The sequence below is a fragment of the Photobacterium aquae genome (assembly GCF_001029445.1).
GTDB classification, from domain to species: Bacteria; Pseudomonadota; Gammaproteobacteria; order Enterobacterales; family Vibrionaceae; genus Photobacterium; species Photobacterium aquae.
Genome location: NZ_LDOT01000022.1, coordinates 1 through 26,468 on the forward strand (window position 1 = coordinate 1; position 26,468 = coordinate 26,468).

Annotated in this window: 17 protein-coding genes; 2 read left to right on the top strand and 15 right to left on the bottom strand. The window is 52.5% G+C overall.

The genetic code is table 11. The annotated features are described in order from the left end of the window. Nucleotides 1-514: 514 nt before the first annotated feature. The 14 genes from ABT56_RS14530 to hemL all read right to left on the bottom strand — a co-directional run bounded on the left by ABT56_RS14530 (nt 515) and on the right by hemL (nt 22,908). Nucleotides 515-1,927, bottom strand: coding sequence for a phosphoglucomutase/phosphomannomutase family protein (locus ABT56_RS14530; protein ID WP_047879620.1), 1,413 nt, complete (start codon nt 1,925-1,927; stop codon nt 515-517). Nucleotides 1,928-1,984: 57 nt separating this feature from the next. Beyond that, nucleotides 1,985-4,390: a glycoside hydrolase family 94 protein gene (locus ABT56_RS14535; RefSeq protein WP_047879621.1), complete on the bottom strand. Its 2,406-nt coding sequence runs from the start codon at nt 4,388-4,390 to the stop codon at nt 1,985-1,987. A 38-nt stretch (nt 4,391-4,428) separates the two neighbouring features. Beyond that, nucleotides 4,429-6,360 (bottom strand): beta-N-acetylhexosaminidase, encoded by a 1,932-nt coding sequence (locus tag ABT56_RS14540; RefSeq protein ID WP_047879622.1) that lies wholly within the window; start codon nt 6,358-6,360, stop codon nt 4,429-4,431. A gap of 8 nt (nt 6,361-6,368) precedes the next feature. Further along, a complete protein-coding gene (locus ABT56_RS14545) occupies nt 6,369-7,256 on the bottom strand; it encodes a glucosamine kinase nucleotide-binding domain-containing protein (RefSeq protein ID WP_047879623.1) in 888 nt (295 codons plus the stop codon). Further along, a complete protein-coding gene (locus ABT56_RS14550) occupies nt 7,249-8,982 on the bottom strand; it encodes a glycoside hydrolase family 9 protein (protein WP_047879624.1) in 1,734 nt (577 codons plus the stop codon). The genes ABT56_RS14545 and ABT56_RS14550 overlap by 8 nt, the downstream gene beginning before the upstream one ends. 10 nt (nt 8,983-8,992) lie before the next feature. Continuing rightward, entirely contained in the window at nt 8,993-9,988 is a 996-nt protein-coding gene (locus ABT56_RS14555; protein ID WP_047879625.1) for an ABC transporter ATP-binding protein, read from the bottom strand. 25 nt (nt 9,989-10,013) lie between these two features. Beyond that, on the bottom strand, nt 10,014-10,985 hold the full coding sequence (locus ABT56_RS14560; RefSeq protein ID WP_047879626.1) for an ABC transporter ATP-binding protein: 972 nt from the start codon (nt 10,983-10,985) through the stop codon (nt 10,014-10,016). After that, entirely contained in the window at nt 10,985-12,010 is a 1,026-nt protein-coding gene (locus ABT56_RS14565) for an ABC transporter permease (protein WP_047879627.1), read from the bottom strand. Before ABT56_RS14565 ends, ABT56_RS14560 begins: the two co-directional genes overlap by 1 nt. Nucleotides 12,011-12,012: 2 nt before the next feature. Continuing rightward, the gene (locus ABT56_RS14570) at nt 12,013-12,999 is read right to left on the bottom strand and encodes an ABC transporter permease (protein ID WP_047879628.1); all 987 of its coding nucleotides are present in this window, start codon (nt 12,997-12,999) and stop codon (nt 12,013-12,015) included. 137 nt (nt 13,000-13,136) lie between these two features. Beyond that, a complete protein-coding gene (locus ABT56_RS14575; RefSeq protein ID WP_047879629.1) occupies nt 13,137-14,816 on the bottom strand; it encodes an ABC transporter substrate-binding protein in 1,680 nt (559 codons plus the stop codon). A gap of 642 nt (nt 14,817-15,458) precedes the next feature. Then, the gene (locus ABT56_RS14580; RefSeq protein WP_047879630.1) at nt 15,459-18,845 is read right to left on the bottom strand and encodes a hybrid sensor histidine kinase/response regulator; all 3,387 of its coding nucleotides are present in this window, start codon (nt 18,843-18,845) and stop codon (nt 15,459-15,461) included. Nucleotides 18,846-19,127: 282 nt separating this feature from the next. Continuing rightward, on the bottom strand, nt 19,128-20,147 hold the full coding sequence (gene rsmC / locus ABT56_RS14585; RefSeq protein WP_047879757.1) for a 16S rRNA (guanine(1207)-N(2))-methyltransferase RsmC: 1,020 nt from the start codon (nt 20,145-20,147) through the stop codon (nt 19,128-19,130). A 99-nt stretch (nt 20,148-20,246) separates the two neighbouring features. Next, nucleotides 20,247-21,332: an AI-2E family transporter gene (locus ABT56_RS14590; protein WP_047879631.1), complete on the bottom strand. Its 1,086-nt coding sequence runs from the start codon at nt 21,330-21,332 to the stop codon at nt 20,247-20,249. 280 nt (nt 21,333-21,612) lie between these two features. After that, the gene (gene hemL, locus ABT56_RS14595) at nt 21,613-22,908 is read right to left on the bottom strand and encodes a glutamate-1-semialdehyde 2,1-aminomutase (RefSeq protein WP_047879632.1); all 1,296 of its coding nucleotides are present in this window, start codon (nt 22,906-22,908) and stop codon (nt 21,613-21,615) included. A 284-nt stretch (nt 22,909-23,192) separates the two neighbouring features. Here hemL and clcA point away from each other — a divergent pair, with 284 nt between their 5' ends. Continuing rightward, complete coding sequence (gene clcA, locus ABT56_RS14600) at nt 23,193-24,596, top strand: H(+)/Cl(-) exchange transporter ClcA (protein ID WP_047879633.1); 1,404 nt, start codon at nt 23,193-23,195, stop codon at nt 24,594-24,596. Nucleotides 24,597-24,656: 60 nt separating this feature from the next. After that, nucleotides 24,657-24,998 carry an iron-sulfur cluster insertion protein ErpA gene (gene erpA, locus ABT56_RS14605; RefSeq protein WP_047879634.1) on the top strand — a complete coding sequence of 114 codons (342 nt, stop codon included), beginning with the start codon at nt 24,657-24,659 and terminating at the stop codon, nt 24,996-24,998. Between the two features lie 85 nt (nt 24,999-25,083). Here erpA and ABT56_RS14610 read toward each other — a convergent pair whose 3' ends face one another. Then, nucleotides 25,084-26,403, bottom strand: a complete 1,320-nt coding sequence (locus tag ABT56_RS14610; protein WP_047879635.1) for a peptidoglycan DD-metalloendopeptidase family protein — start codon at nt 26,401-26,403, stop codon at nt 25,084-25,086. Nucleotides 26,404-26,468: the final 65 nt, after the last annotated feature.

The following is a 26,468-nucleotide window of genomic DNA, read 5'->3' on the forward strand; positions in this document are numbered from 1 at the left end:
TCCGCCACTTATTAAGAAACTCTGTCGGTAACGACAGGGTTTTTTGCTATATACCGCTCCCAGAGAGCCCTTCGGTCTCTAGGTCGCGGCACAGGCTTTGCGCGTTGAGCCCCGTCCGCTCCGCCACTTATACTAAGCCTCAGTCGAAAGACTGGGGCTTTTTTACATCTATAGACTATGTTCGCCTTACAGGCGAATGAGTCCCGCTGGTGCGCCAGCCCGGACTAGGCGTCCCCGCCGCTCCGCCACTTCTTCGAAAGCCCTCACTGGGCGTGCCCGCAAGAAATAGCGGGGCTTTTTTATGTCTGTAATTTTTGATGAATGTTCAGCTTGGTTCTGGGGCATTCGTGGAGGGTGGCGGTGGGAGAGACGATAGAAAAAAGGGTAGCTGGAGCTACCCCTACCGCGAAGGCTTTTGCCTGCGAAATGTAACAGCTATGCTGCTTGTTACCATAGGATTCAACCTAGGGTTTTACTTCCGTCACGGCAGTGTGTGCCAGAAGTAAAGGGAGGATTAAATGTCTAAAAATCCTTTTACCTGTTGAACTACACGTTCTGCGGTATCTTTATCTGCCATTTCAGCAAAGATACGTAGCAAAGGTTCTGTACCAGAGAAGCGTGCAATAACCCAACCACCGTTCTTGAAGTAAACTTTGGCCCCATCTTCGTAGCTGACTTTTTCAATCTCAAAGTCGAACTCTGGTAGCTGTTTATCAACGTAGATCTTGTTGTAAAGTGCTTCTTTCGCGGCTGCTTTAAATTTGCAATCGCCTTCGGCGGTATAGGCATAGCCGTATTTACCGTAGATTTCATCCAATAGTTCAGACAGTTTTTTGCCTGTGACCGAAATCATTTCTACCAATAGGCTTGATGCGAAAACGCCGTCTTTTCCTTTGATGTGGCCACGGATGGTTAAGCCGCCAGAACTTTCGCCACCGATCAGCGAGTCATCAGCCTCCATTTGAGAACTGATATGCTTAAAGCCAACAGGAACCTCGAAACTTTTCTCGCCGTGATCGGCGGCGATCTTGTCAAGGATATGCGTGGTTGCAATATTGCGTACTACTGAGCCTTTCCATCCCTTGTACTCTAAGAGATAGTAATAAAGCAGAATGAGTACTTCGTTTGGATGGATGAAATTGCCCTTCTCATCAATAATGCCCAGACGGTCGGCATCGCCATCAGTACCGATACCGATGTCGTAGCCTTCGTGGGCGACTAAGTGCATTAGGCTGTACAGTGTTGCTGCACTCGGTGACGGCATCAAGCCACCAAAGTCCGGGTTTTTTCCATCGTTGATTACGTCGACTTCACAGCGGCCGTTGATCAATACGGTTTGTAGGGCATTTTTCGCTACGCCGAACATTGGATCGATCAGTACACGAAGATTGGCTTTTTTGATTGCCTCGATATCAATAAAGTTAATGATGGAGTCAACGAAATCATTCATAGGGTTGATAATTTCAATTAACTTGTCATCAATCGCCTGCTCAAAATCGACACTCTTCACCTGCGCCGCATTAAGTACCGAAATTTGCTGTTCGATCTTTTTCGTGATGATCTCATCTGCATCACGGCCGCCTTCAATAAAGATCTTGATACCGTTGTAGTCCGCAGGGTTGTGCGATGCAGTGATACATGCCGAGTAGGCACAGTTCATTTCTTTGGCTTTGAACATCACGATAGGGGTCGGGACGAACTTATCGATAAAGCTTACCCGCACTCCGTTAGCTGCCAACACTTCAGCGAACCAGCAACCCGCCTTATCAGACAAGAAGCGACGGTCATAACCGATAACAAAACCGCGCTCGGCGACTTGTTCATCGTTAATAATATTTGCTAATGCTTGGGCAACGAGACGTACATTGTCCTTGGTAAATTCTTCACCAATAAAGGCGCGCCAGCCTCCGGTTCCAAATTGAATCATTGTGGAACTCCTATTTCTCTCGTAGATAGAAGGGGCGCAAGGGGCGCCCCAAACTGTTTAACCCATTACTACTGTGATGGTGTTAGTTGTGCCTTCTGGTTGAACAGGGACGGTATCACCAATGATCTCACCGTTCAGAGTGATGGATTTGACCCCTTTGCTGACACCATTCGGATTTTCAACCTTGATTTGATAGGTTGCCCCAAGCCATTGGCGAGTTACTTCAAAGCCCGGCCAGTTGGTTGGGATGCATGGGTCGATGGTCAAACCGTCGAAGCCTGTGCGTACACCCAAAATGAAGTTGGTGACGGCGAAGTAGGCCCAGCCGGAAGTACCTGTTAGCCAAGGGTGGTTGGCACGGCCATGATCCTGATGGTCACGACCCATGATGAATTGAACGTATGAGTATGGTTCTGCAATACGTTTTTCTATCATGTCATTTTGGTTGTATGGGTTCAGTGCATCGTAGAACTTCATTGCACGGTCACCACGGCCCAGTTTTGCTTCGGCAACCCATGCCCATGGGTTAGGGTGTGAGAAGATCGCCCCGTTTTCTTTTACGCCTTGGTATACGCGAGTCACGAAGCCGATATCATCATTTGGTGTAGCAAATGATGGAGAGTTCAGGTGTAGGCCGAACTCGGAGAATAGGTTCTCGTCAACGGCATCCATTGCTTTCTCCCCACGCTCCTGAGAGACGGCACCGGAGAGAACAGCTAATGTATTTGACTCAAGGTGGACGCGGCCTTCTTTTTGTTGCGCAGTACCGATCTTGTCACCATTCTTGGTTAGGCCACGGATATACCAACCGCCTTCGTCATCCCATAGGTGTGTTTCGCACGCTTCGCGAACGTTGGCTGCCATGATGGTGTACTTCTCAACGTCTTCTTTCTTGCCGAGGAATTTGGCAAGGTCGATGAACTCCTGCAGAGCCCAGAAGTGGAGGAATGACACCATTGATGATTCGCCACCGCCCAGGTTCAGGCAGTCGTTCCAGTCAGCACGAAGACCTTTACAGATCCCTGTTTGACCGACATATTCCGCAGAGAAGTCCAGCGCTGCTTTCATGTGCTCATAAACGGTTGCGTTGCCGCCATCTGCGTACGGGAATACTTCATCAAAAAAGCCGTGTTCGCCGGTTTCCATGACGTACTTACAGATGGTAGGCACCAGCCATAGGTGATCATCTGAGCAGGTATCCTCGATACCGTGGATCTTGTCTTCATCAGATGGAGTAGGAACAACCGTTGGTGATTTCGATGGTTTAACGTCAGCTTTTTCTGGATCGAACCAATCTGGATCAAAGAGGTGCAGACCGTAACCCGCTTTCACCTGACCGCGTAGCAGGTCAACGATGCGCTTGCGGGTCATCGCTGGGTTAGCATGCGGTACAGAGATCGCGTCTTGCGCTGTGTCGCGATAGCCAAGGCCGGTACGGCCGCCAACTTCGATAAATGAAGCAAAGCGAGACCAAACCACACAGGTTTCTGCTTGGTACAGTGTCCAAGCATTGATCATGGTATCCAGGCCTTCGTTTGGCGATTTTACTTGGAATTTGCCACAACGCTCATCCCAGTGTGCTTTGATGCCAGCGAATGCGTTATCAACTTCAGCAAGATCTTGGTATTTAGCACGCAGACGCTCGCCATTGCCTTTGCCGATACCCAGAATGTAAGCGAAGCGAACTTCTTCACCAGGCTGGATTGTGAACTGCTTGTGCAGTGAACCACAGTGGTTGTAACACGTTTGTGCGGTGTTGAAGCACTTGCCTTGCTCAACTGCCTGAGGGTTTGACTCGTCACGGTATAGACCGAGGAAGCTGTCACGCTGGCCGTCGTATGAGTCAGGATCAAATGTCGATGCTAGGTAGTAGAAGCCTTCGAAATCATTCGTGTTGTAGTACAGATCGTACTCAATAACACCGTCGTTGTATGCCGTACCCGCTGAGTACAGTGACATCTGATGGTTCTGGTTATCTGACTGGATATGGCTGAACGAGAACTCAACGAACGAGAATGCGCTGATAGTACGTGGTTTGTCAGAAGTGTTCTTGATCACAACATCCCAGACTTCAGCATCTTCGCCTTTTGGCACGAACAGCGTTTTAGTTGCTTCGATCCCGTTGTAGTCACACTTGAACTTAGAGTAGGACAAGCCGTGACGAACTTCGTAGCTTGCTTCGTCTAGGCTTTTCGCCACTGGCTGCCATGAGATAGACCAGTAATCACCGGTTTCGTCATCACGCAGGTAGACATAGTGTCCTGGGCGGTCAAATGTCGCATTCGGACGGAATTTGGTGACGCGATTGTATTCTGGTGAGTTGTAGAAAGAATAACCGCCGGCATTGTGCGAAATCACCGTACAGAACTTTTCTGTGCCTAGGTAGTTTGTCCATGGCGCAGGAACATCCGGGCGAGTGATGACATACTCTCTGTTTGCGTTGTCAAAATAACCGTATTTCATTGTTTCAGTCCTTGTTACTAATCGTTGTCTTGCGCATCTTATTCGCAGCGACGGTAGTTGATGCCGACCTTGTCGAGGTACTGCAACTGGCCATTAAGGCGAGCCGAAAACTCCGGCCAGTCACGTTGGTGTGGTGCGGTCCAGCCTAGCTCGGCAACAGCCAGCAGGCGTGGGTAAATCATGTATTCAAAGCGACTTTGGTTGTTGACTAACTCACACCATAGTGCTCCTTGGACGCCTTTGACCTTTTGGTGGGCTGGGTCGTCTGCCGGAAGCTGGCTGAGTGGTTGGTAGTTGTAAACCTGTTCTAGCGGCAATTTACCTGCCCAATCTACGCCGACTTCTTCGGCGGAGTGGCCCTGGGCCATATCAAGGTAGGTAAACTGGGCGGGCTGCATAACAACGTCATAGCCAGCTTGGGCGCAGGTCAACCCTGCCTCTTCGCTTAGCCAAGAGAAGATGACCGTTTCCTTGCTGACCTTGTCACCGTGAGTGGCTTCTTCCCATCCCATCATCCGTTTGCCCTTGCTGGCGAGGTGATTTTCGACAAAGCGCAGCAGGTGCCCCTGTAGCTCTTTGGGATCGTTATAGCCATGCTCATCCATCAGTGACTGGCAGGCAGGGCTGTCAGTCCAGACCCCTTTTGGCACCTCGTCGGCGCCGATATGAACATACGGGGCAGGGAATAGCTCACAGATTTCATCGAGCACTTTGGTCAGGAAGATATAGGTGCCTTTCAGTGCCGGAGACAGGATATTGTCGTTATAGCCTTGGATACTGCGGTAGGCTGAGCGATCTTCTGGGTCGACCAGCAGATCGGGCAGTGACTTGATAGCTGCACGGCAGTGACCCGGAATATCCACCTCCGGGATCACTATCAGCCCTCGGTCTGCGGCATAGGAGATAACCTCACGGATATCTTGCTTGGTGTAGAAACCGCCGTAGCGCTGCCCGATGGTTGTAAATTGGGGCTGGATAGCCTCATTCGGACCACGCCAAGCACCAACCCGGGTCAGTTCAGGATAGGCATCGATCTCTACCCGCCAGCCCTCGTCATCGGTCAGGTGCCAATGGAAAACATTGAACTTGTAACGAGCCAATTGATCGATCAGGAATTTGATTCTCTTGAGTGGATGGAAATGCCGCCCACAGTCAAGCATCATGCCCCGGTGGCCAAAATGCGGCGCATCGGAGACTTCCGCCATCGGGATCCGGTATGCGGCATCGGGCTGATGGCTGGTTTTGGCTGGGATCATCTGAAGCAGTGTTGCTGTTGCATGGCAAAAGCCTGATTCAGAGCTGGCGATCAGCCAGATATCATCCGGTTCAACGAGCAGTTGATAGGCTCCCGGTGCGAGCTTCTCCCTAAATTGGTAGTGGATATTGCCATTTGAACGGGTCGCTATATCGTCATGCAGCAAGCATTCAAGTTCGTTGCTCAGCCAGCGGCTGGCACCGGCCGCCATGATATGGTCGACGGCAATGGCAGCATGCTGGGTGAGTTTGAACTCACCACCAAGTGGTTTGAGGTGTTTCGGCTTAGGAATAATGCAGATCCCCGTTACCTCTTCAAGCGGGGAATTATGACGCTCATGTTCGGGGTGTTGTAAACCAAATGCCGTGATCTCTACCGGAATGGGCTGGATCAATGGTGCATCATGGCTGGTGCTGACAAAGGCATCGATGATCCCGTCATCAAGCAGAGTAAAAGGTGCGGTACCAATATTGAATTCAGTATAAAAGTGGCCGTTAGGCTGCAGAACTTCATCGTTGGCTGATGTGAGAACACAGTAGCTGCCAATCTGCTCAAGCTGTCCCCGTGTCAGGGATTGAGCCTGTATCCAGCGGCCCATCGTAAAGTGCAATGACCAATGAGCCAGTGGTTTATCGGACAAGTTGTGCAGGGTCAGTGCCAAACGGGACTGATTCTGTTGCTGTTCAATAACGACGAAATCAAGACGAAAACTCATAGCCGATCTCACAAAGGGTAGAGGTTATGGTTGCCGCCGGCCATTGCCAGCGCACCATCCATGGCATCGCCTTGAGGGATGGCAATGCATTTCTGTAATGGCGGGATCAGCCATGGCTTGATCCGTTCCGCAATACTGCCCATCAAGCAGATTTGGTCTGCGCCGCGGGCGCGCAGAGCCTTCATCCACATTTCGATGTCCGCAGCCGTTTGGTTCAGTAGCTCGATGGCTAGCCCGTCCCCGAGGGAGGCGTACTCGAATATTTCCGGTGAGAACTTGCCGTAATCACAAGGTCTGGCTGACTTAGACCACTCGACAATCGAATCAATATCGTTGTTGAAGTGCGCAAGGATATAAGCCGCCAGCGGGGTGATAGTGCGGATCCCGTCATGGGCCAGCAATACCTGCTGGATAAGGCGAAGCCCCATAACAGCACCGCCGCCTTGATCGGAAATCGGGAACTCACGGCCGCCGACGATATGCTGTTCGCCCTGATGGAGGAAAATGCCGCATGAGCCGGTGCCGGCTATCAAGATTGCACCGTCTTTGCCGCCCCAGGCCCCGAGGCAAGCGCCATAGGCATCGGTATTGAGAGTGACTTTGGCATAAGGGTGCGGCTGGGCCATAAAGTCGTACCATGCGGACTTCTGCTCGGCACCCGCCAGAGCAAGGCCGACAGACATTGCGGCAAAGCTTGTTTGATCTAGGCCGGCATGGGTTGCGGCAGTGGCAATGGCCTCGTTGATCGATGCCATGGCGATATCGGCGCCAAGGAGAATGTTAGCGCTACCGGTTTTGGCCTCGCCGAGAAACGTGCCGTTGGTGTCAGTGATCCTTGCGCGGCAAGAGGTGCCCCCTCCGTCCACACCGACAAAATAGCGGATAGAGTTAGTCATTGTTTCGCTCCTTGAACTGTAGAGTCACGGCCAGTAGATACCAAGCCGCATGGGGGATCCATTGCTCGCCCCAACGCCAGTTTTGCAAGATATCCTGATGGTGAGGTGCCGGATTGAAGGCGATATCTTGTTCGTTGTCGAATCCCGAGGTGATGCCGTTGCATATCCCGCCGCGGGCATTGGTAAAACCGAGTTCTGGCAGGTAATCAGGGTTATTGCGGCCATGACCGTCAAGCATAGACATATCGAATGGGTTCAGGCCGATAATCCAGTCCAGCAGCTTTTGGCCGTAGGCTTTCAATTCGGGTTTCAGAGGCTTGCAGGCGGTGTTGCCTGCGGCCAGAAATGCCATGCTGGCCAATGATGCAAGGCGGGCGTTTTCCCCTTGCCACCAGTAACCCGTTTCGTTGTTGTGAGGAATGAAGAAAGCCAAGTGTTTTTGGCCATCGACCGCCTTAACGTACTGTCTTGGGTAGCCGAACGGATTACTGACTGCGTTGGTAATATCAAGCTCAAAGGCAACGGCATTGGCAATAACCTCACCGATAGCGTTTTGCTGGTCGTGATCAGGCTCAATGGCTTGGTATTGGATCAGGCTGATCACCGGCAGGCCGGCTTCTGCGGCGTGGAAATATGGCCGGCTGCCATCACTGTTGGCTGCCCAGTAGTGGCTCTGGTTACTGTCGCTCATTTGCCTGTTGCTCAGGCGGCTTGCCCAATGACGGGCCTGTGCAAGGTAATCATGGTTGCTGGTGGCGCGGTAGATCTCGACGGCGGCTAGCAACGCACAATACTCATCAATAATATTCTCGGCCTGATCATCGAGGTACTGGCTATTGTGCTCTACAAGGTGCCAGTAGCCTTTTTCGGCTGCGGCTAGATACGCAGCGGCTTGGTTAGCCGGATAGTCCAAACGCTTGGCTGTTGCGCCTGAAAGGGTTCGGCTGGCCGCAGCGAGGGCGGCAATAGCAATACCACCACCTTGCCGAAAACCGGCTTGGTACTGATTGGATTTGTCGCCGCTTTGGTGGGCGTAGGCACAAATTTCGCGCTGGCTGGTTTGTTTGCTCCACTTATCAAATACCGTCATGTAGAAGAAACCTTGCGGAGATTGCATTCGTAGCAGGAAGTCGGCTCCGAAAAGGGCTTCTTCTAGCAACCGGATACGGCTGAAATCGGCAAATGCCTCTTCATGTTCCAGTATTTCGAAAGACGCAAGCATGTTCCAAACCACCATCGGAATTTGCTGGGGGTTGAAGTAGTTGCTGAATGACAAATGGCTGAGGTACTTACTGACGTCACCGGATGCGTCATACCAGCCACCCCGTGCATCAATGGTAGCGTCTGAGCCGAAAAGCGGTGCTTGTTGGTCGGCTAGATCAAACTTGCCGCCGCAGCGCTGTGATTTGAAATAGTGCAGAACATCGCTGAAAGTGCGATCCATCAACAGTCCATCGGCAACCATAAACGGTGCGGATAAAACGTCACCAACACGGATTTGGTATTCCCCGCACTCGGTGAGTGCGGAGAAATCAACGGTATAAGTGAGACCTGTATGCCATTGGTCGACAGGACCACAGGCCTCAAGAGGCAGCTGCATCACTGGCTGTTGGCTGCGGGCACAGAGTAAATCGGCGTTGTGTGCATCGACAGGTAATGCCGATTGGACAACCGCGTGTTTGTGGCCGAAGCGCTCATAGCCTAGGTGGTTGGTTAACAGCTGCATTTTTCCTCCATTAGTTTTCGTATAGGTAGCAGCGGACAAAGTGATTGTCAGATAGCTGCGTTACGCCAGGTAGTTTCTCGCGGCACTTATCGGAAGCGTGCGTACAACGGCCGGCAAATGGACAGCCTAGGCTCTCTGGTGTCCAGAGAGGGATTTCCCCTTTGTTGCCCTTGAGTTTTTCGTGAATGGATTTTTTCGGATCCGGAACCGCAGAAACCAATAGTTGCGTATATGGGTGCTGAGGATCGTGGATGATCTCTTCAGTATCTCCCCACTCAACCATATGGCCGACGTACATCACCGCCAAGTCTTCGGCGATGTAGCGGGCTGTCGCGATATCGTGGGTGATATACAGCAGCGCCATTTCGCGTTCGAACTTCATCTCTTCCATTAGGTTGAGGACACCGGCACGAATAGACACATCAAGCATTGATGTCGGCTCGTCAGCCAGAACGACCTCTGCACCAACCGCGATGTTGCGAGCCAGGTTGACACGCTGACGCTGTCCACCGGAGAGCTGGTGCGGGTACTTGGCCGCGGTCTCTTTCGGCGGGATCAGGCCAACTTGCTCAAGCAGGCTGTACACACGGTCCTCAAGCTCTTTCTGGTTGCCCTTGCTGACCTTGTTGTGGATCAGCAGCGGGCGAGCGATATGGTGGAAAATGGTGTGGGTTGGGTTCAGCGAGCCGAACGGGTCCTGCCACACCATCTGGATGCCCTGACGGTACTCCATCAGATCCGCTTTCTTCTCGATGGTCGCAATATCACGCCCGCGGTATTCGATATGCCCCGCCGTCGGTGCGTACATCTTGGCGATCATCTTGGCTGTGGTTGACTTGCCTGAGCCTGATTCGCCTACCACGGACAGGCCGCGGCTTTTGTACATTTTGAACGACACGTCGTTGATCGCGCGCATCTTTGATTTTTTCAGCGAGTTGCTGTTTACAGAGAAATCCTTGACCAGGTTTTTCCCTTCGATAATTGGTTGTCCGATTGGCTTGCTCATAGTGCTTCCTATTTCTTATTCCGTCTTAACTGCTCTTGTTGAATAGGTGGCAGTTACTGAAACGTCCTGGCTCAAGTTGACGCAACTGTGTTGCTTGTCTGAAGCAGGCATCATGGGCTTTGCTACAACGGGCCTGGAAGCGACAGCCGGTAGGGACTTCCAGTAGGTTCAGCGGGTTACCAGGGATACCTGTCAAACGTGTTTTCGGGCCAGTTAGAGGCGGGAATGAGCTTCCCAGACCTTCGGTATATGGGTGGAACGGGGTTTCTAGGATCTGCTTGGATGGCGCGACCTCGACCAGTTCACCCGAGTACATGATGCCGATGCGGTCGGAGAACTCGACCATCAGTGACAAGTCATGGGTAATGAACAAGATAGAGAACCCGAATTCCTCTTTCAGGGCGTAGATCTTTTGCAGGATCTCGCGCTGTACCACCACGTCAAGGGCCGTTGTCGGCTCATCCATGATGATCATTTTAGGGTTGAGAGCCAAAGCGATGGCAATTACCAGACGCTGGCGCATACCGCCAGAGAACTGGTGCGGGTAGTCACGCAGGCGATCTGGGTGGATATCGACGATTTCCAGCAGCCCTTGCGCACGGCGGACAGCCTGTTCACGGCTCATGCTGGTGTGGCGCATGATCACGTCGCAGAACTGCTCTTCCATGGTCAGAACTGGGTTGAGGGCATTCATCGCACTCTGGAAGACCATGGAGATCTGGCTCCAGCGGAACGCCGTCATCTGATGCTCGTTGAACTTCAGGATGTCACCGTGACCGTCGAAGATAACCTCGCCACCGGTAATGAACGCTGGCGGCTTATGAAGGCGCATCAGCGAGAAGGCAACAGTTGACTTACCACAACCTGACTCGCCAGCCAGGCCGAAGACTTCCCCTTTACCGATGTCAAAACTTACGTTGTTTACCGCGCGGACATCGCCCGCGTCGGTAATATAGTCAACACACAGGTTGCGGATTGAAATTTGTGGGTTTGTCATTACTTCTCTCCCCCTTGAAGGGCTGGCTGAGGCTCAATCGTTGCCTGAGCTTGTTTCTGGTTTTCTTTGGCCATGTTCTGCCAGCGACGCATGCCTTTGTGCGAGCGAAGCTGTGGGTTGGCGATTTCATCGACGGCAAAGTTAAGCATTGCCAAGCCGATTGCAATGAAGGTTAGGGCCAAACATGGAGCAAGCAGTTCCCACCAAGCGCCGACCAGCATGGATGATGAGGTCTGGACGTTGTAGAGCATGACACCCCAGCTGATGGAGTTCGGGTCACCCAAGCCAAGGAACGACAGGGTGGCTTCGGTCATGATGGCAAGCATGACAGAACCGATGAAGCTTGCGCCGACAATGGAGATTAGGTTCGGCAGGATTTCGACGAAGATAATGCGGACCGAGGACTCGCCCAGTACTTCGGCAGCCTTGACGAACTCTTTTTCACGCAGAGACAGGGTTTGGGCGCGTACAACACGGGCACCCCATGCCCAAGAGGTCATCCCGATCACGATGGCGATGGTGAGCGGGCCCGCCTGGCCGATAAAGGCCGCGATAACGAACAGTAATGGCAGCTGCGGGATAACCAGCATGACGTTCATGGCCGCCGACAGAATGTCATCGACACGACCACCGAAGTAGCCAGCAGAGACTCCGATCACGGTGGCTAGGAAGCAGACCATAAAGCCGGCACCGAAGCCTACGGCAAGTGATGTGCGAGCGCCGTATACCACCTGAGACCATACGTCACGTCCCATGCGGGTTGTTCCCATGACGTGCTCTGCATCTTTTGACATCCGCAAAGTACGTTTGCTGTCAGCGAGGTTGGTGGCAACCCAGCCGTCAGGGTTGCTTTGTGCCGCTTTGACCACGAATGCTGGGTATTCGTGCGGGTTGCCTGTACGTTTGTCCGGTGCGAACTCGGTCAGTAGAGGTGCAAAGATTGCACTCAAAATGAAGATAGCGATGATACCTAGGCCAAACATAGCTTTGGCATTACCTGAGAGTAGCTTGATTAGTCCTTTCATGATTATTTGCCTCCCTTGCGTAGGCGAGGATCCAGAGCAACGATAAGAATGTCAGCCATGAAGTTGAAGAACAGCATGAACATAGTCATGATCAGCAGCTGGCCTTGAAGTACTTGGTAGTCACGGGTATTGATGGCATTGAGCAGCACAGTGCCAAGGCCCGGGTAGTTGAAGATCATTTCGATAATCAGCTGGCCACCGATGGCCATACCAATTGCCATCGACAGGGCGGTAACACTTGGCAGCATCGCGTTACGTGCGGCGTATTTGAAGACGACGCGGTTTTCACTCAGGCCCTTACCTTTGGCCATGGTGATATAGTCTTCGTTTAGCAGGTTGATCATGTTGTTACGCATGTTGATCAGGAAGCCGCCGATCTGGATGATAGTGGCACAGAACAGTGGCAGTACGGCGTGGTAACCAACATCAAGGTAGAAATCCAGACTGGTCCAGTCAGGGGTTGTACCAGGGGTATAGGCATAGGTAGACGGGAACCACTTGGTACCGATAGCAAAGGTATAGAGCACCAGCATAGCGACGACCACCGGTGGAACAGCCTGTACAACCATCATCCCCGGAGAAATGAATGCGTCATATTTGCTGCCGCGTTTCCACGCTGCGAAGACACCAAGGCTCGAGCCGATACAGAATGCTAGGATTACCGCCGTACCGGCAAGAAATAGCGACCAGCCGACCGCGTTGCCCAGTACATCGTTAACCGTTTGCGGGTAGGTCTGAATTGAGATACCAAGATCCCAAGACAAAATCCCTTTCAGGTAAATTAGATACTGTTGGTAAATCGGGCCATCAACAAAGCCCAGCAGCTCTTTCATTGCTGCGATACGTTCTGGGGTCACCTGTACCGATGCATTGGCAAACATCATGGTGACTGGATCCCCTGGCATTGCCCGGGGAATGATAAAGTTAATTGTTACTGCGAACAGCAGCGCAATCCCATAAAAACTAAGCCTGCGTATAAAAAATCCCATAACTCACACCTTAAATTATCCAGTTACTCCAACCAGATTTCAGACACACTCTTCCCTGACCACTGGCCATTGATTCTATCTAAGGGGGGAAGGTTGAAAGGGCGGTGCGCAAGGTGCGCACCGCAAATCGCGAATAATTACGCTTTAGGTTTTAGGTCAAGTACTTGCAGTAGACGCTCTTGGGTATTGGTGATTGGCATTGGACGTCCTTTCGGATTTTTCTCGTTCCACCAACCAGTGAAGCGTGCTGTGTTGTATTGAGATGTGTAAGCACCAGACATTACAGGGATAGTTACTTGGTTCTCTGCAATGATCTTCTGGATGCCGTGAGCGATCTCAAGCTGCTCATCACGGTCTGCTGTCTTGTAGAAGCCATCTAATAGCTTATCTAGCTGCTCGTTCTTCCAGTAGTGTAGGGCGAAACGAGGCATACCTTCGTTAGACATGAAGCGTGAGTGGTACGCGCTATCCCAGTAGGTGTATGGATCTGCACCGTGGAAGTAGTTGGTGTAAGCCACGTCATAAGTCGCGTCAAGCATTGCCTGGTTGTACACTGAGAAGTCAGGTGTGCTGGCTTTCGCCTTGATGCCGACTTCCTGAAGCATTTCAACACTTAGCTGTACTGTGTTGTTGAAGTCTGTCCAACCGTTTGGTGATTGGATAGAAAGCTCGATCTGCTTGCCAGTTGGCGTTTCAACAAAGCCATCGCCGTTGGTGTCTTTGTAGCCAGCTTTCTTCAGAAGCGCTTTGGCGTTTGCAACGTTGTAAGTCATGAATGGCTTGTACTTTTCGTACACGCTGTTGTCAGACCATGAAGCAAATGCCTGGCCTAGACCAGATGCGTAGTCGTTCACTACACCGCCGCCGTAGAATGCGATGTCGATGATAGTTTCACGGTCGATAGCCATAGAGAAGGCGCGACGGAAATCAATATCGTTGATCGCTTCGTGGTTACCCTTGTTAGGCGTGTTGTAGTTCAACATGAATGCCTGAGTACCGCCAGCTGGGTACCAGTACTTGTTGTTAGGGTTCGCTGCTGCGTATGTGCTGTCCACATCAGGAATGAAAGCGTAAGACCAGTCGAACTGTCCGCTTAGTACCTGACCTAGGAATTGGTCGTTACCGCCAACCTGAGGCAGGCGTAGACAGTCAACGTCTAGGTTAGCGTTATCCCAGTAGTTAGGGTTACGGCACTGGGTGTATAGCTGAGGAGTGAACGTGTCGATTTCTGTGAACGGACCAGTACCAACAGGGTTTTCGTTGGTGAAGCGCGTTGGATCTTTCACTTTGCTCCATACGTGTGCAGGAACAACAGCCACTTTAGAAATCAGGTAAGGAACGTTAGAGTTCGCTTCAGTTAGGCTGAAGGTTACTTTGTCGCCCTGTGCCTTCACGCCTTTCAGACGGGCATTGATACCGGTACGGTCAAGCTCTGGGTGTTTCTTAAGAAGGTCGAATGTGAACGCAACGTCTTTCGCAGTGAAAGGCTTACCGTCAGACCACTTCACGCCATCACGAATTTCGAAGGTGACGTTCATTAGGTCATCAGTCATGAAGTAGTTCTTTGCAAGACGCATGACTGGCTCATTGCCTTTCAGCTCGTTGAACACAACCAATGGCTCGAAAATGAAGTCATAGGTAGTGTCTAGCTGAGTTTGTAGGTACGGGTTGAAGTTACGTACAAAGGTTGGGTAGAACTTAGGTACCATTGTCAGCTCAGTGCGATCCGCAGCTGAAGCCACTGGGGCTGTTAACATTGTTGAAGCTGCTGCTACAACGGCTAGCGCTAACTGGGTTTTCTTTATATTGGCAAGCATAGCTGTTCCTTACTCTTTGCTTTTAGTTTCACTTGTTTGGAAAAAGCCCGTCTCAGTATCGACATCAACGGGGTTGCAGACCCTACTTTGTTCAAGCGGTGGAACATTCCCGAACAAATGGCCTTGTAGGCTCTGTGTGCCCTAAGGAGACTCCTGATTGTCAAAACGGTCAATCAGGTTTCTCGTTAAAAACGTTAAATTCTTAGCCGGTACCGTCAAAAACGTAAATTTCGGACTGTGATCTGACTCGAAACTGGCGATCTCCTGTGCTGGATATCACGTTTATAGGTTTGACATTAAAGTCTGTTTCATTTCTTTTTGTAAAATATTTAATTATAAAACAATAACTTAAAATCTTGGTTTGTGGCGAGAATGCAACAAGTGAGTTTTCTATGGTTATTTGCCTGCGGAAAATTTTTGCCTTGGATTTGTTGTGATTGGCTTCTCATAACCTGAAACATTTCAGCGTTATGGCCGTTATCTACGGGGTTTGTCGACAAATCGGTGTGTTTTTGAACACTGTCTAGAGGGGGTAGGAAAGCGATTTTTTCCGTTTTTGGGGTATTAATTTGGGTCGAAAAAAAGCCCGTCAGAGACGGGCTTGAAAGAGAGGGGACATGGGCGCAGAAGTGGGCTTAGCGGCTATTGACTGATGAGCTGCTGAAGCCGCTCTTTGGCCTGATTGAGCTGCTGTTGCGCCGGAGAGGATGCCGGGCAGCGGTCCAAAACAAAATCTACGGTGCTAAGTACGTTACGCCAGCGCGGGGTCTTGGGTAGACTCTCTAAGTGGAGGTACTTATCAAGGGTCCGAGTTTGTAGGGTGCTTCGATCAAGGTACACCCGCCACAGCCCGCTTTCTTCGGCTAGGTCAAACTTTGTTTTTCCGGTGCAGGTTTCCCAGTGCTTGAGGGTTTGCTTCATGACATCAACAACCAGATCGCGCATGGTGTCTTGCTTGCTTTTGCCCCCGTCTCCCAGCTTGTTGGCAATATTTTGAAATTCGTCGCCTAAGTGGCGGAGTTTCTCTAGGTTGCCCTTGTCGCCATTGAAGGCATAGTCGGAAAGGACATCAACGGCATTCTCTAGCACTTCAATCCGGTGGCTGTCAGTTTGGCCTTGGTTGTCGAAGATGAACATCCGTTGTAGGCCAGAGGCTTCCGGCAAGTTGATGACGTCAGTATTGAGCGTTGTGAGCGAGTCGCCAATCCGGAACATCAGTTCGCCGTGGAAATGGTGCAGAGTGTGGATATCCTCCGGCAGGTGGGTAGCCAGAATATCTTCGATATGGTGGCGTTCGATATGTTCGGGTGAGCGATTAAACAGTTTGCCGGCAGCACTGTTCGCATAGCGAATCCTTCCTCCACTCTGGATGCAGATAATAGCTTCGTTGGTGGACTCCAACAGCCCGAGCAGGCGGCTTTGGGTCTCTAGCAGGCCAGCCTCGACAGCCTCGCGGCGGGCAATTTCCTCGGCTAGGCGTTGGTTCTCCCTGCGCTGGATCTCGGTTTGTCCCGCCTTGAGATGGGCGCCGATACGGGCAGTGAGCTCCTCTTTGTTGAATGGCTTGGTGAGATAGTCATTGGCCCCGGATTCGAATCCGCGGATCCGGTCCTGCACCTGGCCAAGGGCCGACAGCATGATGACCGGCAGCTCAGTCATGCTGTAGCGTTGGCGAAGCTGCTCGCAGACTTCATAGCCGGACATATCCGGCATCATGATATCGAGCAGCAACAGGGCTGGTGGGTTTTCCTCGATCATTTTGAGCGCCTGCGGGCCGCTTTCTGCCGTTGCAACGCGGTATCCTTCGAGCCGGAGGAAGTTCTTCAATACCTGCAGGTTCACCGGCTCATCATCGACAACCAGCAATAAATCACCGTCTGGGTTTTCCGGGATATCATCAATATCATTGATTGCAGTTTCGCAGTTTGGAGCCTGAAAATGCTGGTTGCGGCTGTTGAGCTGGCTCTCGGCGATTTCTTGCTTTGAAGCAAGGTTGAGAGTGAAACTGAACGTGGTTCCAATCATTGGTTGACTGCTGACATAAAGCCTTCCCCCCATTAATTCAATGAGTTGTCTGCTTATTGAAAGTCCAAGGCCAGATCCCTGACGGTACTGGGCCGAGTGGGTATTGGCTTGGGTCAGCGGCTCGAAAATATGTTCGAGCTGATCGGGCGGGATCCCCTGTCCGGTATCGACGACCTGAATCCGTAGCTGGTTTTCCAGCATGGTGGCAGACAAAATAATTTTGCCTTCAGAAGTGTATTTGATGGCATTGCCCACCAGATTATAAAGGACTTGTTCCAGGCGCTGTTCATCGCCGGCAATCGGTGGCAGGTCATCAGGGATCTGATTGATAATTCTGACCGGTTTGCTGCCAAGCAGGTGCCCGGACAACTCAAGCACCAGACGGACGGCCGAGGCCACGTCGACGGCTTGTTTTTGTATATCCATGTCGCCGTAGCGCATTTTGTGGTAATCGAGCAGATCGTCCACCAAGTTGGTGAGACGCTGGCCGCTGTTGATCATGATTTCCAGCTGGCGTCGCTGGGAGCGCTGGACGGGGCCATTGGCACCAGCGAGCAGCGACTCTGCGATACCGACCATGCCATGCAAAGGGGTACGGAGTTCATGGGAGGTCGTCGCGAGGAACTCATCTTTGAGCTTGTCAGCAGTTTGCAGCTCATTGTTCTTTTGCTGAATAAGCTGGAGGTTGTGTTCAAGCTTGGTGTTCTGCTCACGGATCAGGATCATTTTTTCCCTGATTGATGATTGCATCCGGGCAAAGCTGATTGCCAGTCGGCCGATTTCATCGCTGCGGTCGGTACTCTCTATTTTCTGATCCATATCTCCGGCCGATACGCGTTCGGCGGCCCAGGTCAGACGCAGCAGAGGGGCTGTGATCGAGTTAGAGAGCCAGTGCGAGGCGATAATCACCAGAATAATTGCCGTTACCATCGCGACGAGGAATATGATTTCCAGCTGGTGGATCCGAGCAAAGGCTTCTTTTTCCGGCAATTCCACAACCAGCGCCCATTCGCTCCCCATGATTTTGACCGGGGAAAAGGCACTCAGTACCGAGATACCGCTGAAGTTGGTAAAACTGCCGACACCGTGGTTGCCCGACAGCGCCTGATCAATACTTTGGCTTGAATAGGTTTTGGGCTCGTTGGCAGTGGCTGGCAGCCGAGAGTGGTGATCTTGGCCGACTAACAGGGTCTGGACTGAGTGGGCCCCATTGCTGGTGGTCCCAAGCAACTCGCTGATGACATGGTTGTCGAGCCGGAAGAAGACATAGCTATGCAGGTACCCCTGCTGAATAATGGGGGCGGCAAACCAAGCGGCAAGATCTTGCTGCCCAGGCTCCGTGCTGAAGTCAGTAAAGACAACTGGGACCTGATCCGGCTCGTTGCTGCTACTTTCGGTTTTGGCCTTGATAGCGGCAAAGGTCTTGCTCAGGGCCGGATAGGGCTGCGTTGCTTGCCCCAGGTTGATACTGAACATCTCGGGGGTGTAAGCGGAATAGACAATATTCCCTTTTAGATCAACTAATAGGATATCACTGAAGTTCGAGCGTTTGAGGTACTCGTCGTAAGCCCAGTTGTAGCGCTTATACATCAGTCGGTAGCGTTCATGACCGACATAGTTGCTGGCGGTCTGGGTCAAGTTGCTCTTGGTCGTCAGTGTTTCGCTGAAATAGCGCGCCCGACCTGTTTTGCTGAGCTGGGCATTGATGTCGCCGAGCTGGTGATATGCCCCTACGAGCCCGTAGAAACGCCCGCCGCTGGCATTGGCGAGTTCCGAGCGGGCAAAGCTTTGTACTTCTGATTCCCGTGCCGTAAAGAAGTCACTGAGCTGTTTTTTCTGATTGTCCAGCAAGGAGGCCAAGTGATTGGTGCTTTGTTGGACCAAGTCGGTGCTGTGCGATCGGAGGAAGAAAAGCGCAGAGAGGATAAGGGGGGTGATACTGAGAACCAGAAAGGCCAACATCAGCGTATGCTGAAGACGTTTGAAGCGAGTAGTATTCTGCATTCCTGTGCCTGAATTACCAGTGAATTTATGGTATTAACTTTTTGATTAATATTGATATCTAGGTGATAGCTTCCAACGCCAAGATTGACGGAATTAACGGAAGGCGCCGGGCCGGAGGAAGCAATATACCCTTATACGGAGTTTTTTTTTGCAGGCAAGGAAGTGATGATTGAAGCGTGTGCCGCCACACAAAATTGACGGATTTAACGGTAGTTTGAGGGTTATTTAACCCAGATGGCCAGGTCGGTCGTAAAACGCCGGTATGAATACCGGCGTCTTGGTTTATTTTTTTGCGGCGTAAATACAGAACTTATTGTTTTTGGCCACAGTGTTGCACTCACCCAGGCTTGCCTCGATCAGCGGCGGGTACTGCAGGAAGCTGTTGGCGACGATAAGCAGTTGGCCTGCATCAGTCAGGTACGCCGGTGACTGGGCGATGAAGTCTTCCGTTGCCGCATAGAAGGTTTTCAGCCCGGCATGGAAAGGCGGGTTGCTGATCAGATAGTCGAACGCTCCGTCAATATTGGCAAAAACGTCGGTCGGACGGAAGTTTGCCTCAAGCTGGTTGGCTCGGAAAGTTTCTTCTGCCGATGCAATCGCCAGAGCACTGATATCGCACAACGTCAGCTCGATATCAGGGTTGTTGGCTTTCATTACCGCACCGATAACGCCGGCACCGCAGCCAAAGTCGAGGACGCGGCCGGATAGAGAAGGTAGGGTCTCGAGTAGCAGCTTGGAGCCTAAATCCAGCTCGCCATGGCTGAATACCCCCGGCAGGGAGCGGATAGTCAGTTCAGTATTCGCGACTTTGATCGGGTAGCTGCGGAACCAGTCTGAGATGGTAAATTCCGCAGGGGCATTGTCACAGCGACCCCAGTAGAAACTGCAGCGGCGGGCTGAGTCATATTTGGTCAAGCTGCCGTAGTCGGCAAACAGTTTTTCTGCACTACGCACACCACTACGGTTTTCCCCGACGATACAGATTTCTGTCCCCGGGCCGAATTTTGCCATCAGCATGGCAAGCAGGTACTCGGCCTCAGCCTTGGCCTTCGGCCAGTACAGCAACACCATGTCGATGTCGGCCTCTTGCTCGAAGCTGGCCCCGAATACGGCGGTTAGTGCCGGGTGCTTGGCAAGATTGAGGTATGAACCGTAATTGGTCGTAAACACAGTTACCGACTGTGCGACCCGAGTCAGCTCGATCGGGAAGGTATCAGACAGCTCTCCGGCAACCAGTACTTTACGGTTGTCAAAGAACTCGATTTGGCGGGCAGCCACTTGGCTTGCAGCGCTGTAGGTCATAACGGCCTCGGGTAGAATCATCGGTCATTTGGGGCGCGAATTGTTCCACAAATCACGCCCTAAGGAAAGCCGGGGGAGTCCCCGGCCAGTGGTAGCCAATCAGTTCTCGTCTTGATGGCGGAGAAAGTCTTGGAATTCCACCTCGTAGAGTTTGAATAGTACCAGTGTCACGGCAAAAATAATTGGGCCGTAGATCAGGCCGATCAGGCCGAAGACATTGAGGCCGCCGATGATCGAGAAGAATATCAGCAGGGTGCTCATGCCCGAGCTGCCCTGCATCAGTAATGGCCGCAGGAAGTTGTCGATAGAACCGACGACTATCGCGCCCCAACCGGCAAGGAACAGCGCCCATTCCCACTGCCCGATAAGCAGTAAGTAAAGGCTCGCAGGTAGCCAGATCAAGGCGGTGCCGACAACCGGGATCAGCGAGGCGAAAGCCATCATCGAGCCCCAGAAAAGCCCCGGGAAGCCTGCCATCCACATGGCGAAACCACCGGCAAAACCTTGGGCAAGTGCGGTCAGAAACGATCCCAGCACCGCTGATTTAGCCACTTTTTCCACTTCGTTGAGGACGGCATCTTCCTGGCTGCGCGATAGCGGCAGGACATGGCGGATTGCCGAGACAATGCTGTCATGATCGCGGAGCAGGAAGAACAGCACAAACAGCATCAGCATGAAGTTGACAACGAAACCTGTGGCATCGCCGAGGAACTTGGCACTGACATTGAGCAACTGGGCGCCGAATTTGGAGGCCATCCCGGCGATCTTCTGCACCATCGCTTGGGTGTCCAGCGGTTCGAAAGGCAGATACTTATCAAGGAATGCCAGCAGCTTGACCACATAAGGGTGGGACAGTACATCGTGTACCCCGCCGTTGGTCAGCCAATCATAGCTGGTGCGCGAGAAGGTCGTGCCCTGATGGAGGATGGAGCTGAATACCACAAGCATCGGGATGACGATGATCACCGTCAGCATGAAGCACGATAGCACCGCAGACATATTCGGGGAGCGGGGCATCAGGCGGTCGATCCGGCAGTGGAGCGGGTGGAACAACAACGAGATGATAAATGCCATCACAATCGGCCCGAGGTAGGGAGCGATAAGTTGGTAACTGGCGTAAGCGGCGAGGCCAAGTGCAAGCATCAGCACCCAATGGCGCGATTCCACTTTAAATGGCTTGGGCACAGCGGTATCCTTCTGAGCGGTTAAAGTTTTTTGTGGTTAAGATTACAACACCCCGGCAAGAAACAGGTAATCAATTCGCTGTATTCCCGGGGATTATTTCTACGGAGGGTGGATGATGGGTTGCTGTGACTGCGGTTGTGATGACAAGAAAAAGCGGCGGATCCCCTTGGCCGTCTGGGTTTTGGTTGCCCTTGCCGCGATGGCCCTGGTCTTCTGGCAAGGTTGATAACAAAAAAAGCCGCTCATTGTGAGCGGCTTTGTCGATTCATGGCCGTGGGCCTTATTTTGCTTCCGCTGCCAGTGCGGCAAAGGCAAACTCGGCAGCCTCAAGGGTTGCTTCGATTTCCTTGTCGCCGTGAGCCAGCGAGGTAAAGCTAGCCTCGTAAGCCGATGGTGCAAGGTAAACGCCCTTTTCAAGCATCAGGTGGAAGAAGCGCTTGAAGCGTTCCACATCACACTTGGCTACGTCGCCGTAGCAGGTCACGCTTTCTTGATCAGTGAAGAAGAAGCCGAACATGCCGCCGACCTGGTGCGTGATCATCGGGATACCGTATTTGTCAGCCAATGACTGGAAGCCTTCGGCAAGACGCTGGGTAATATTGGCCAGACGGGCCTCGTTGCCTTCTTCGGTCAGTACGCTCAGGCAGGCATAACCTGCCGCCATCGCAACTGGGTTGCCCGATAGGGTACCAGCTTGGTAAACCGGGCCGGTCGGTGCGATGTATTCCATCACGTCGCGGCGTCCGCCGAAGGCACCAACAGGCATACCGCCGCCGATGACCTTGCCCAGCGTTGTTAGATCAGGCTTAACGTTGTAGTAAGCCTGCGCACCGCCTTGGGCCACGCGGAAACCGGTCATTACCTCATCGATGATCAGCAGCGCGCCGAACTCGTCACAGATAGTACGCAGACCTTCAAGGAAGCCCGGTACCGGTGGAATGCAGTTCATGTTGCCGGCAACTGGCTCGACGATGATACAGGCAACCTGATCAGGGTTCTCAACGAATGCTTCGCGTACCGAGTCAAGGTCGTTGAATGTGCATGTCAGGGTGTGCTTGGCGAAATCTGCAGGGACACCCGGAGAGCTTGGCTGGCCAAGAGTCAGTGCGCCAGAGCCGGCTTTTACAAGCAGGCAGTCGGCGTGGCCGTGGTAGCAGCCCTCGAACTTGATGATCTTGTCGCGGCCGGTGAAGCCACGGGCCAGACGGATTGCACTCATGGTCGCCTCGGTACCCGAGCTCACCATACGGACCATTTCCATTGACGGAACCAGCTTGGAAACTAGCTCGGCCATGGTGATTTCCATTTCGGTCGGTGCGCCGAAGCTCAGGCCCTGCTGGGCGGCTTTGATAACAGCGTCGCGGATTGCCACGTGGTTGTGACCCAGGATCATCGGGCCCCATGAGCCAACGTAGTCGATGTAGGCTTTGCCGTCAGCATCGAAGATATAGGCGCCGTCAGCACGATCGATAAACAGCGGGCTGCCGCCGACACCGGCGAATGCACGTACAGGCGAGTTAACGCCACCAGGGATCGTTTGTTGCGCTTTGGCAAATAAATCAGCGGATTTGCTCATCGGGGTATCCTGTTATTGACAATGTCCAATGTGAACTTCGGGCATTGTACTAGGGTCTGGCAATGTTTCAAAGTTGCTACGTCCTAGGTGTGACCGTACACGGGGCGCACAAGGATGCAATGCTAGTTTCCAACAATGGTTATATTCATTTTTCTTCACAGGGACTATCCTTTTATCAGATTGCCCTTGTCCAATGATGCCAGCCCAGCAGCTAGCCAGCGGCAGGAGGCAGACTCCATCTAGTCCCGGCTCCGGGAAAACTCTCAAAAATGTGCGGCTAACTCATGACTGATATAAATCAAGGCACTCCTGCGTCTGAACGTTTGCAGCCTAGCGGGCTGGTCAGGCGGTTCCTTTCTCGGGATAAGACCCCTGTTTCGGTACTTTTCCTCTCTGCATTGGTAGGGGTGGGGGCCGGGCTGTTGTCGACCCTGTTCGAGATTTGTGTGCATTGGATTTCCGAACAGCGTACCGAGTGGCTCCGGGCCGAGTTCAGCAGTATGTTGCCGCTGTGGTTGTCCGCTTTTTTGATCAGCGCCTTACTTGCCCTGTTGGGGTATTACCTCGTACACCGTTTTGCGCCAGAAGCTGGTGGTTCAGGGATCCCCGAGATTGAAGGGGCGATGGATGATCTGCGCCCGGTTCGCTGGTGGCGGGTGCTGCCGGTGAAATTTATCGGCGGCCTCGGGGCGCTGGGATCGGGGATGGTACTAGGCCGCGAGGGCCCATCGGTTCAGATGGGCGGCAATATTGGCCGAATGGTGTCAGATATGTTCCGCTTGCGTGACAAGGAAGGCCGCCATGCCCTGCTTGCCTCAGGGGCGGCAGGTGGTCTGGCCGCGGCCTTCAATGCGCCGTTGGCCGGGATTATGTTCGTGGTCGAAGAGATGAGGCCGCAGTTTCGCTATAGCCTGATTTCCATCAAGTGCGTGATGATTTCGGCGGTGACTGCCAATCTTGTATTCCGGAGCCTATCCGGCCAGGAGGCAGTGATCACCATGCCACAGTACGATACGCCAGTGCTGCGCTCGCTGTGGTTGTTCCTGCTGCTCGGTATGGCCTTCGGGGTCTTCGGGGTGGTGTTCAACAAATTGGTCACCCTGACTCAGGATATGTTCGTCAAGATCCACCGCAACAACCGTCGTCGCTATCTGATCACCGGTAGTGTGCTTGGCGGGGTATTTGGCCTGCTGCTCTTGTATTTGCCAGAGCTCACCGGTGGCGGTATCGCCTTGATCCCAAGTGCCACGAATGGCGAGTATGGGGTGGGTCTGTTGTTCTTGCTGTTCGTTGCCCGTGTCGCAACGACCTTGATTTGTTTCGGGTCGGGAGCGCCGGGGGGGATTTTTGCCCCGATGCTGGCCTTGGGAACCCTGTTCGGTACTTTCTTCGGTGCCGTTGCCCAGCATTATTTCCCTGATTTGGGGCTTCAGCCAGGTATGTTTGCCATTGCCGGTATGGGCGCGTTGTTTGCCGCGACGGTAAGGGCGCCGATCACCGGTATCTTGCTGGTGATCGAAATGACCAATAACTACCATTTGATCCTGCCGCTGATTATTACCACTTTGGGGGCAACCATGCTGGCCCAGGTGCTCGGCGGGCAGCCTATTTACTCTCAGTTGTTGCATCGGACGATAGAAAAGGAAAAAATGGCCCACCGAGAGCAGTCGGAGGCGGTCAATACTTGAACGTATTACTCAGGTATTAGATAATCACCGCAATGACCCAACGTATATGAGAGGTTTTTAATGAGCGATGCCAACTTGCCGCTGAATTTTTCCGATGTTGCAGCGAACAAGGTCAAAACGCTGATCGCCGAGGAAGAAAACCCGGATCTGAAACTACGCGTCTATATCACTGGCGGTGGTTGTAGCGGTTTTCAGTACGGTTTTACTTTTGATGAGAAAGTGAATGACGGTGATACCACCATCGAGAAATGCGGTGTGACATTGGTTGTTGACCCAATGAGCCTGCAGTACCTGATCGGCGGTACCGTCGATTACACCGAAGGTCTGGAAGGTTCGCGTTTCTTCGTGAACAACCCTAACGCCACGACTACCTGTGGCTGTGGTGCATCGTTCAGCGTGTAAGTCGTCCCTACCGGCTTGACGATAATACAAAAAAACCGCCCTCGGGCGGTTTTTTTATTGTTGTACGCAAGTCAAATGCCCAACGCTAGCTGCGGTTGTTGATGAGCGGGCTGTTGTCGGCAATCAGCTGGCTGAATTGGTTGAGTTGGGCCAGTCGCTCGTTGGCATACTCAATGAATTTGCGTTTCTCCTGCCCTTTAAGCGAGCGAGCCTGCGGCAGTTTTACTGTACGCGGGTTCTTGTGGACGCCATTAACCAAAAATTCGTAGTGCAGGTGAGGGCCTGTTACCCGTCCGGTTCCACCTAGCGTGCCGATCACCTGTCCCTGTTTCACCCGCTGGCCAGTTTTGACTTTGCGTTTGGTCATATGGAGGTACTTGGTAATGTAGGTCGAGCTGTGGCGGATGAAGACATAGTTGCCGTTGAATTTGTTGTAGGCAGATTTCATTACCACGCCATCACCGGCGGCCCAGATCGGCGTGCCTACCGGGGCGACGTAGTCGGTGCCGCGGTGGGCGCGGACTTTGCCCGTCACAGGGTGGAGGCGGCGAGGGTTGAAGTTCGAGCTGACGTAGCGGAAGTTGATCGGCGAGCGAAGGAAGGCCTTGCGCATTGCACTGCCGAATTGGTCGTAGTACTTGCCATCTTCACTGCGGATGGCAGTGAACGTCTGGCCGAGGTTGGTAAAGGTCGCGGCAATGATATCACCTCGGCCGATGGCCTCGCCTTCAACGAATTGCTCTTCGAAAAGTACAGAGAAACTGTCCCCTTGGCGGATATCAAGGGCGAAGTCGATATCCCAGCCGAAGAGCCCGGCGATCTCCATGATTTGGTTGGCCGTCAGCCCGGCTTTGTCGGCAGCACTCCAGAAGCTACTGGTGATCACCGCTTGGGCGAAATTGAGCTGGGTATCGACCTTCTTCGACTCAACCTTTGAGAAATAGCTGTCAGCAGTCCGGGTGACGACAAGGGTTTCAGTGACGCTCTTGGGTTGGATAAGCTGGATCAGTTCGTTGTTCTCGTCAAAGCCGAAGCGTAGCTTATCGCCCGGGCGCAGGTCGGTGAGCCCCTTGGTTCCCTGATCGGCATTAACCAGACGGTAGAGTGTGCTCGGACTCAAGCCGACTTTGTCAAAAACCACGGCCAGACTTTCGCCTGATTTTATCTTGTGCTCTTTCCAGGTCAGGGACGGGACGAGTGGCGTTTCATTGTTCTCCATTGGCCGCATTGCCAAGGCAGAATGGTCGATATCGAGCGGATAAAGCTTGCCTATTTCAAATTTTCGCTCGGGTTGACTTCGGCTTTCGTTGTTTGGCCAGAGCATCAGCAAAACGATAACCGTACTGAGCGAGGCAATAAGAAGTTGGTGCATCCGTGGCAACCGGCGGAATATCGATATCGGCATGAGTGGTTTTTTTACGATTTCGGAAAAAATAGGACCCCTGTAGTCTAACTGGTTTCAAAAAACAT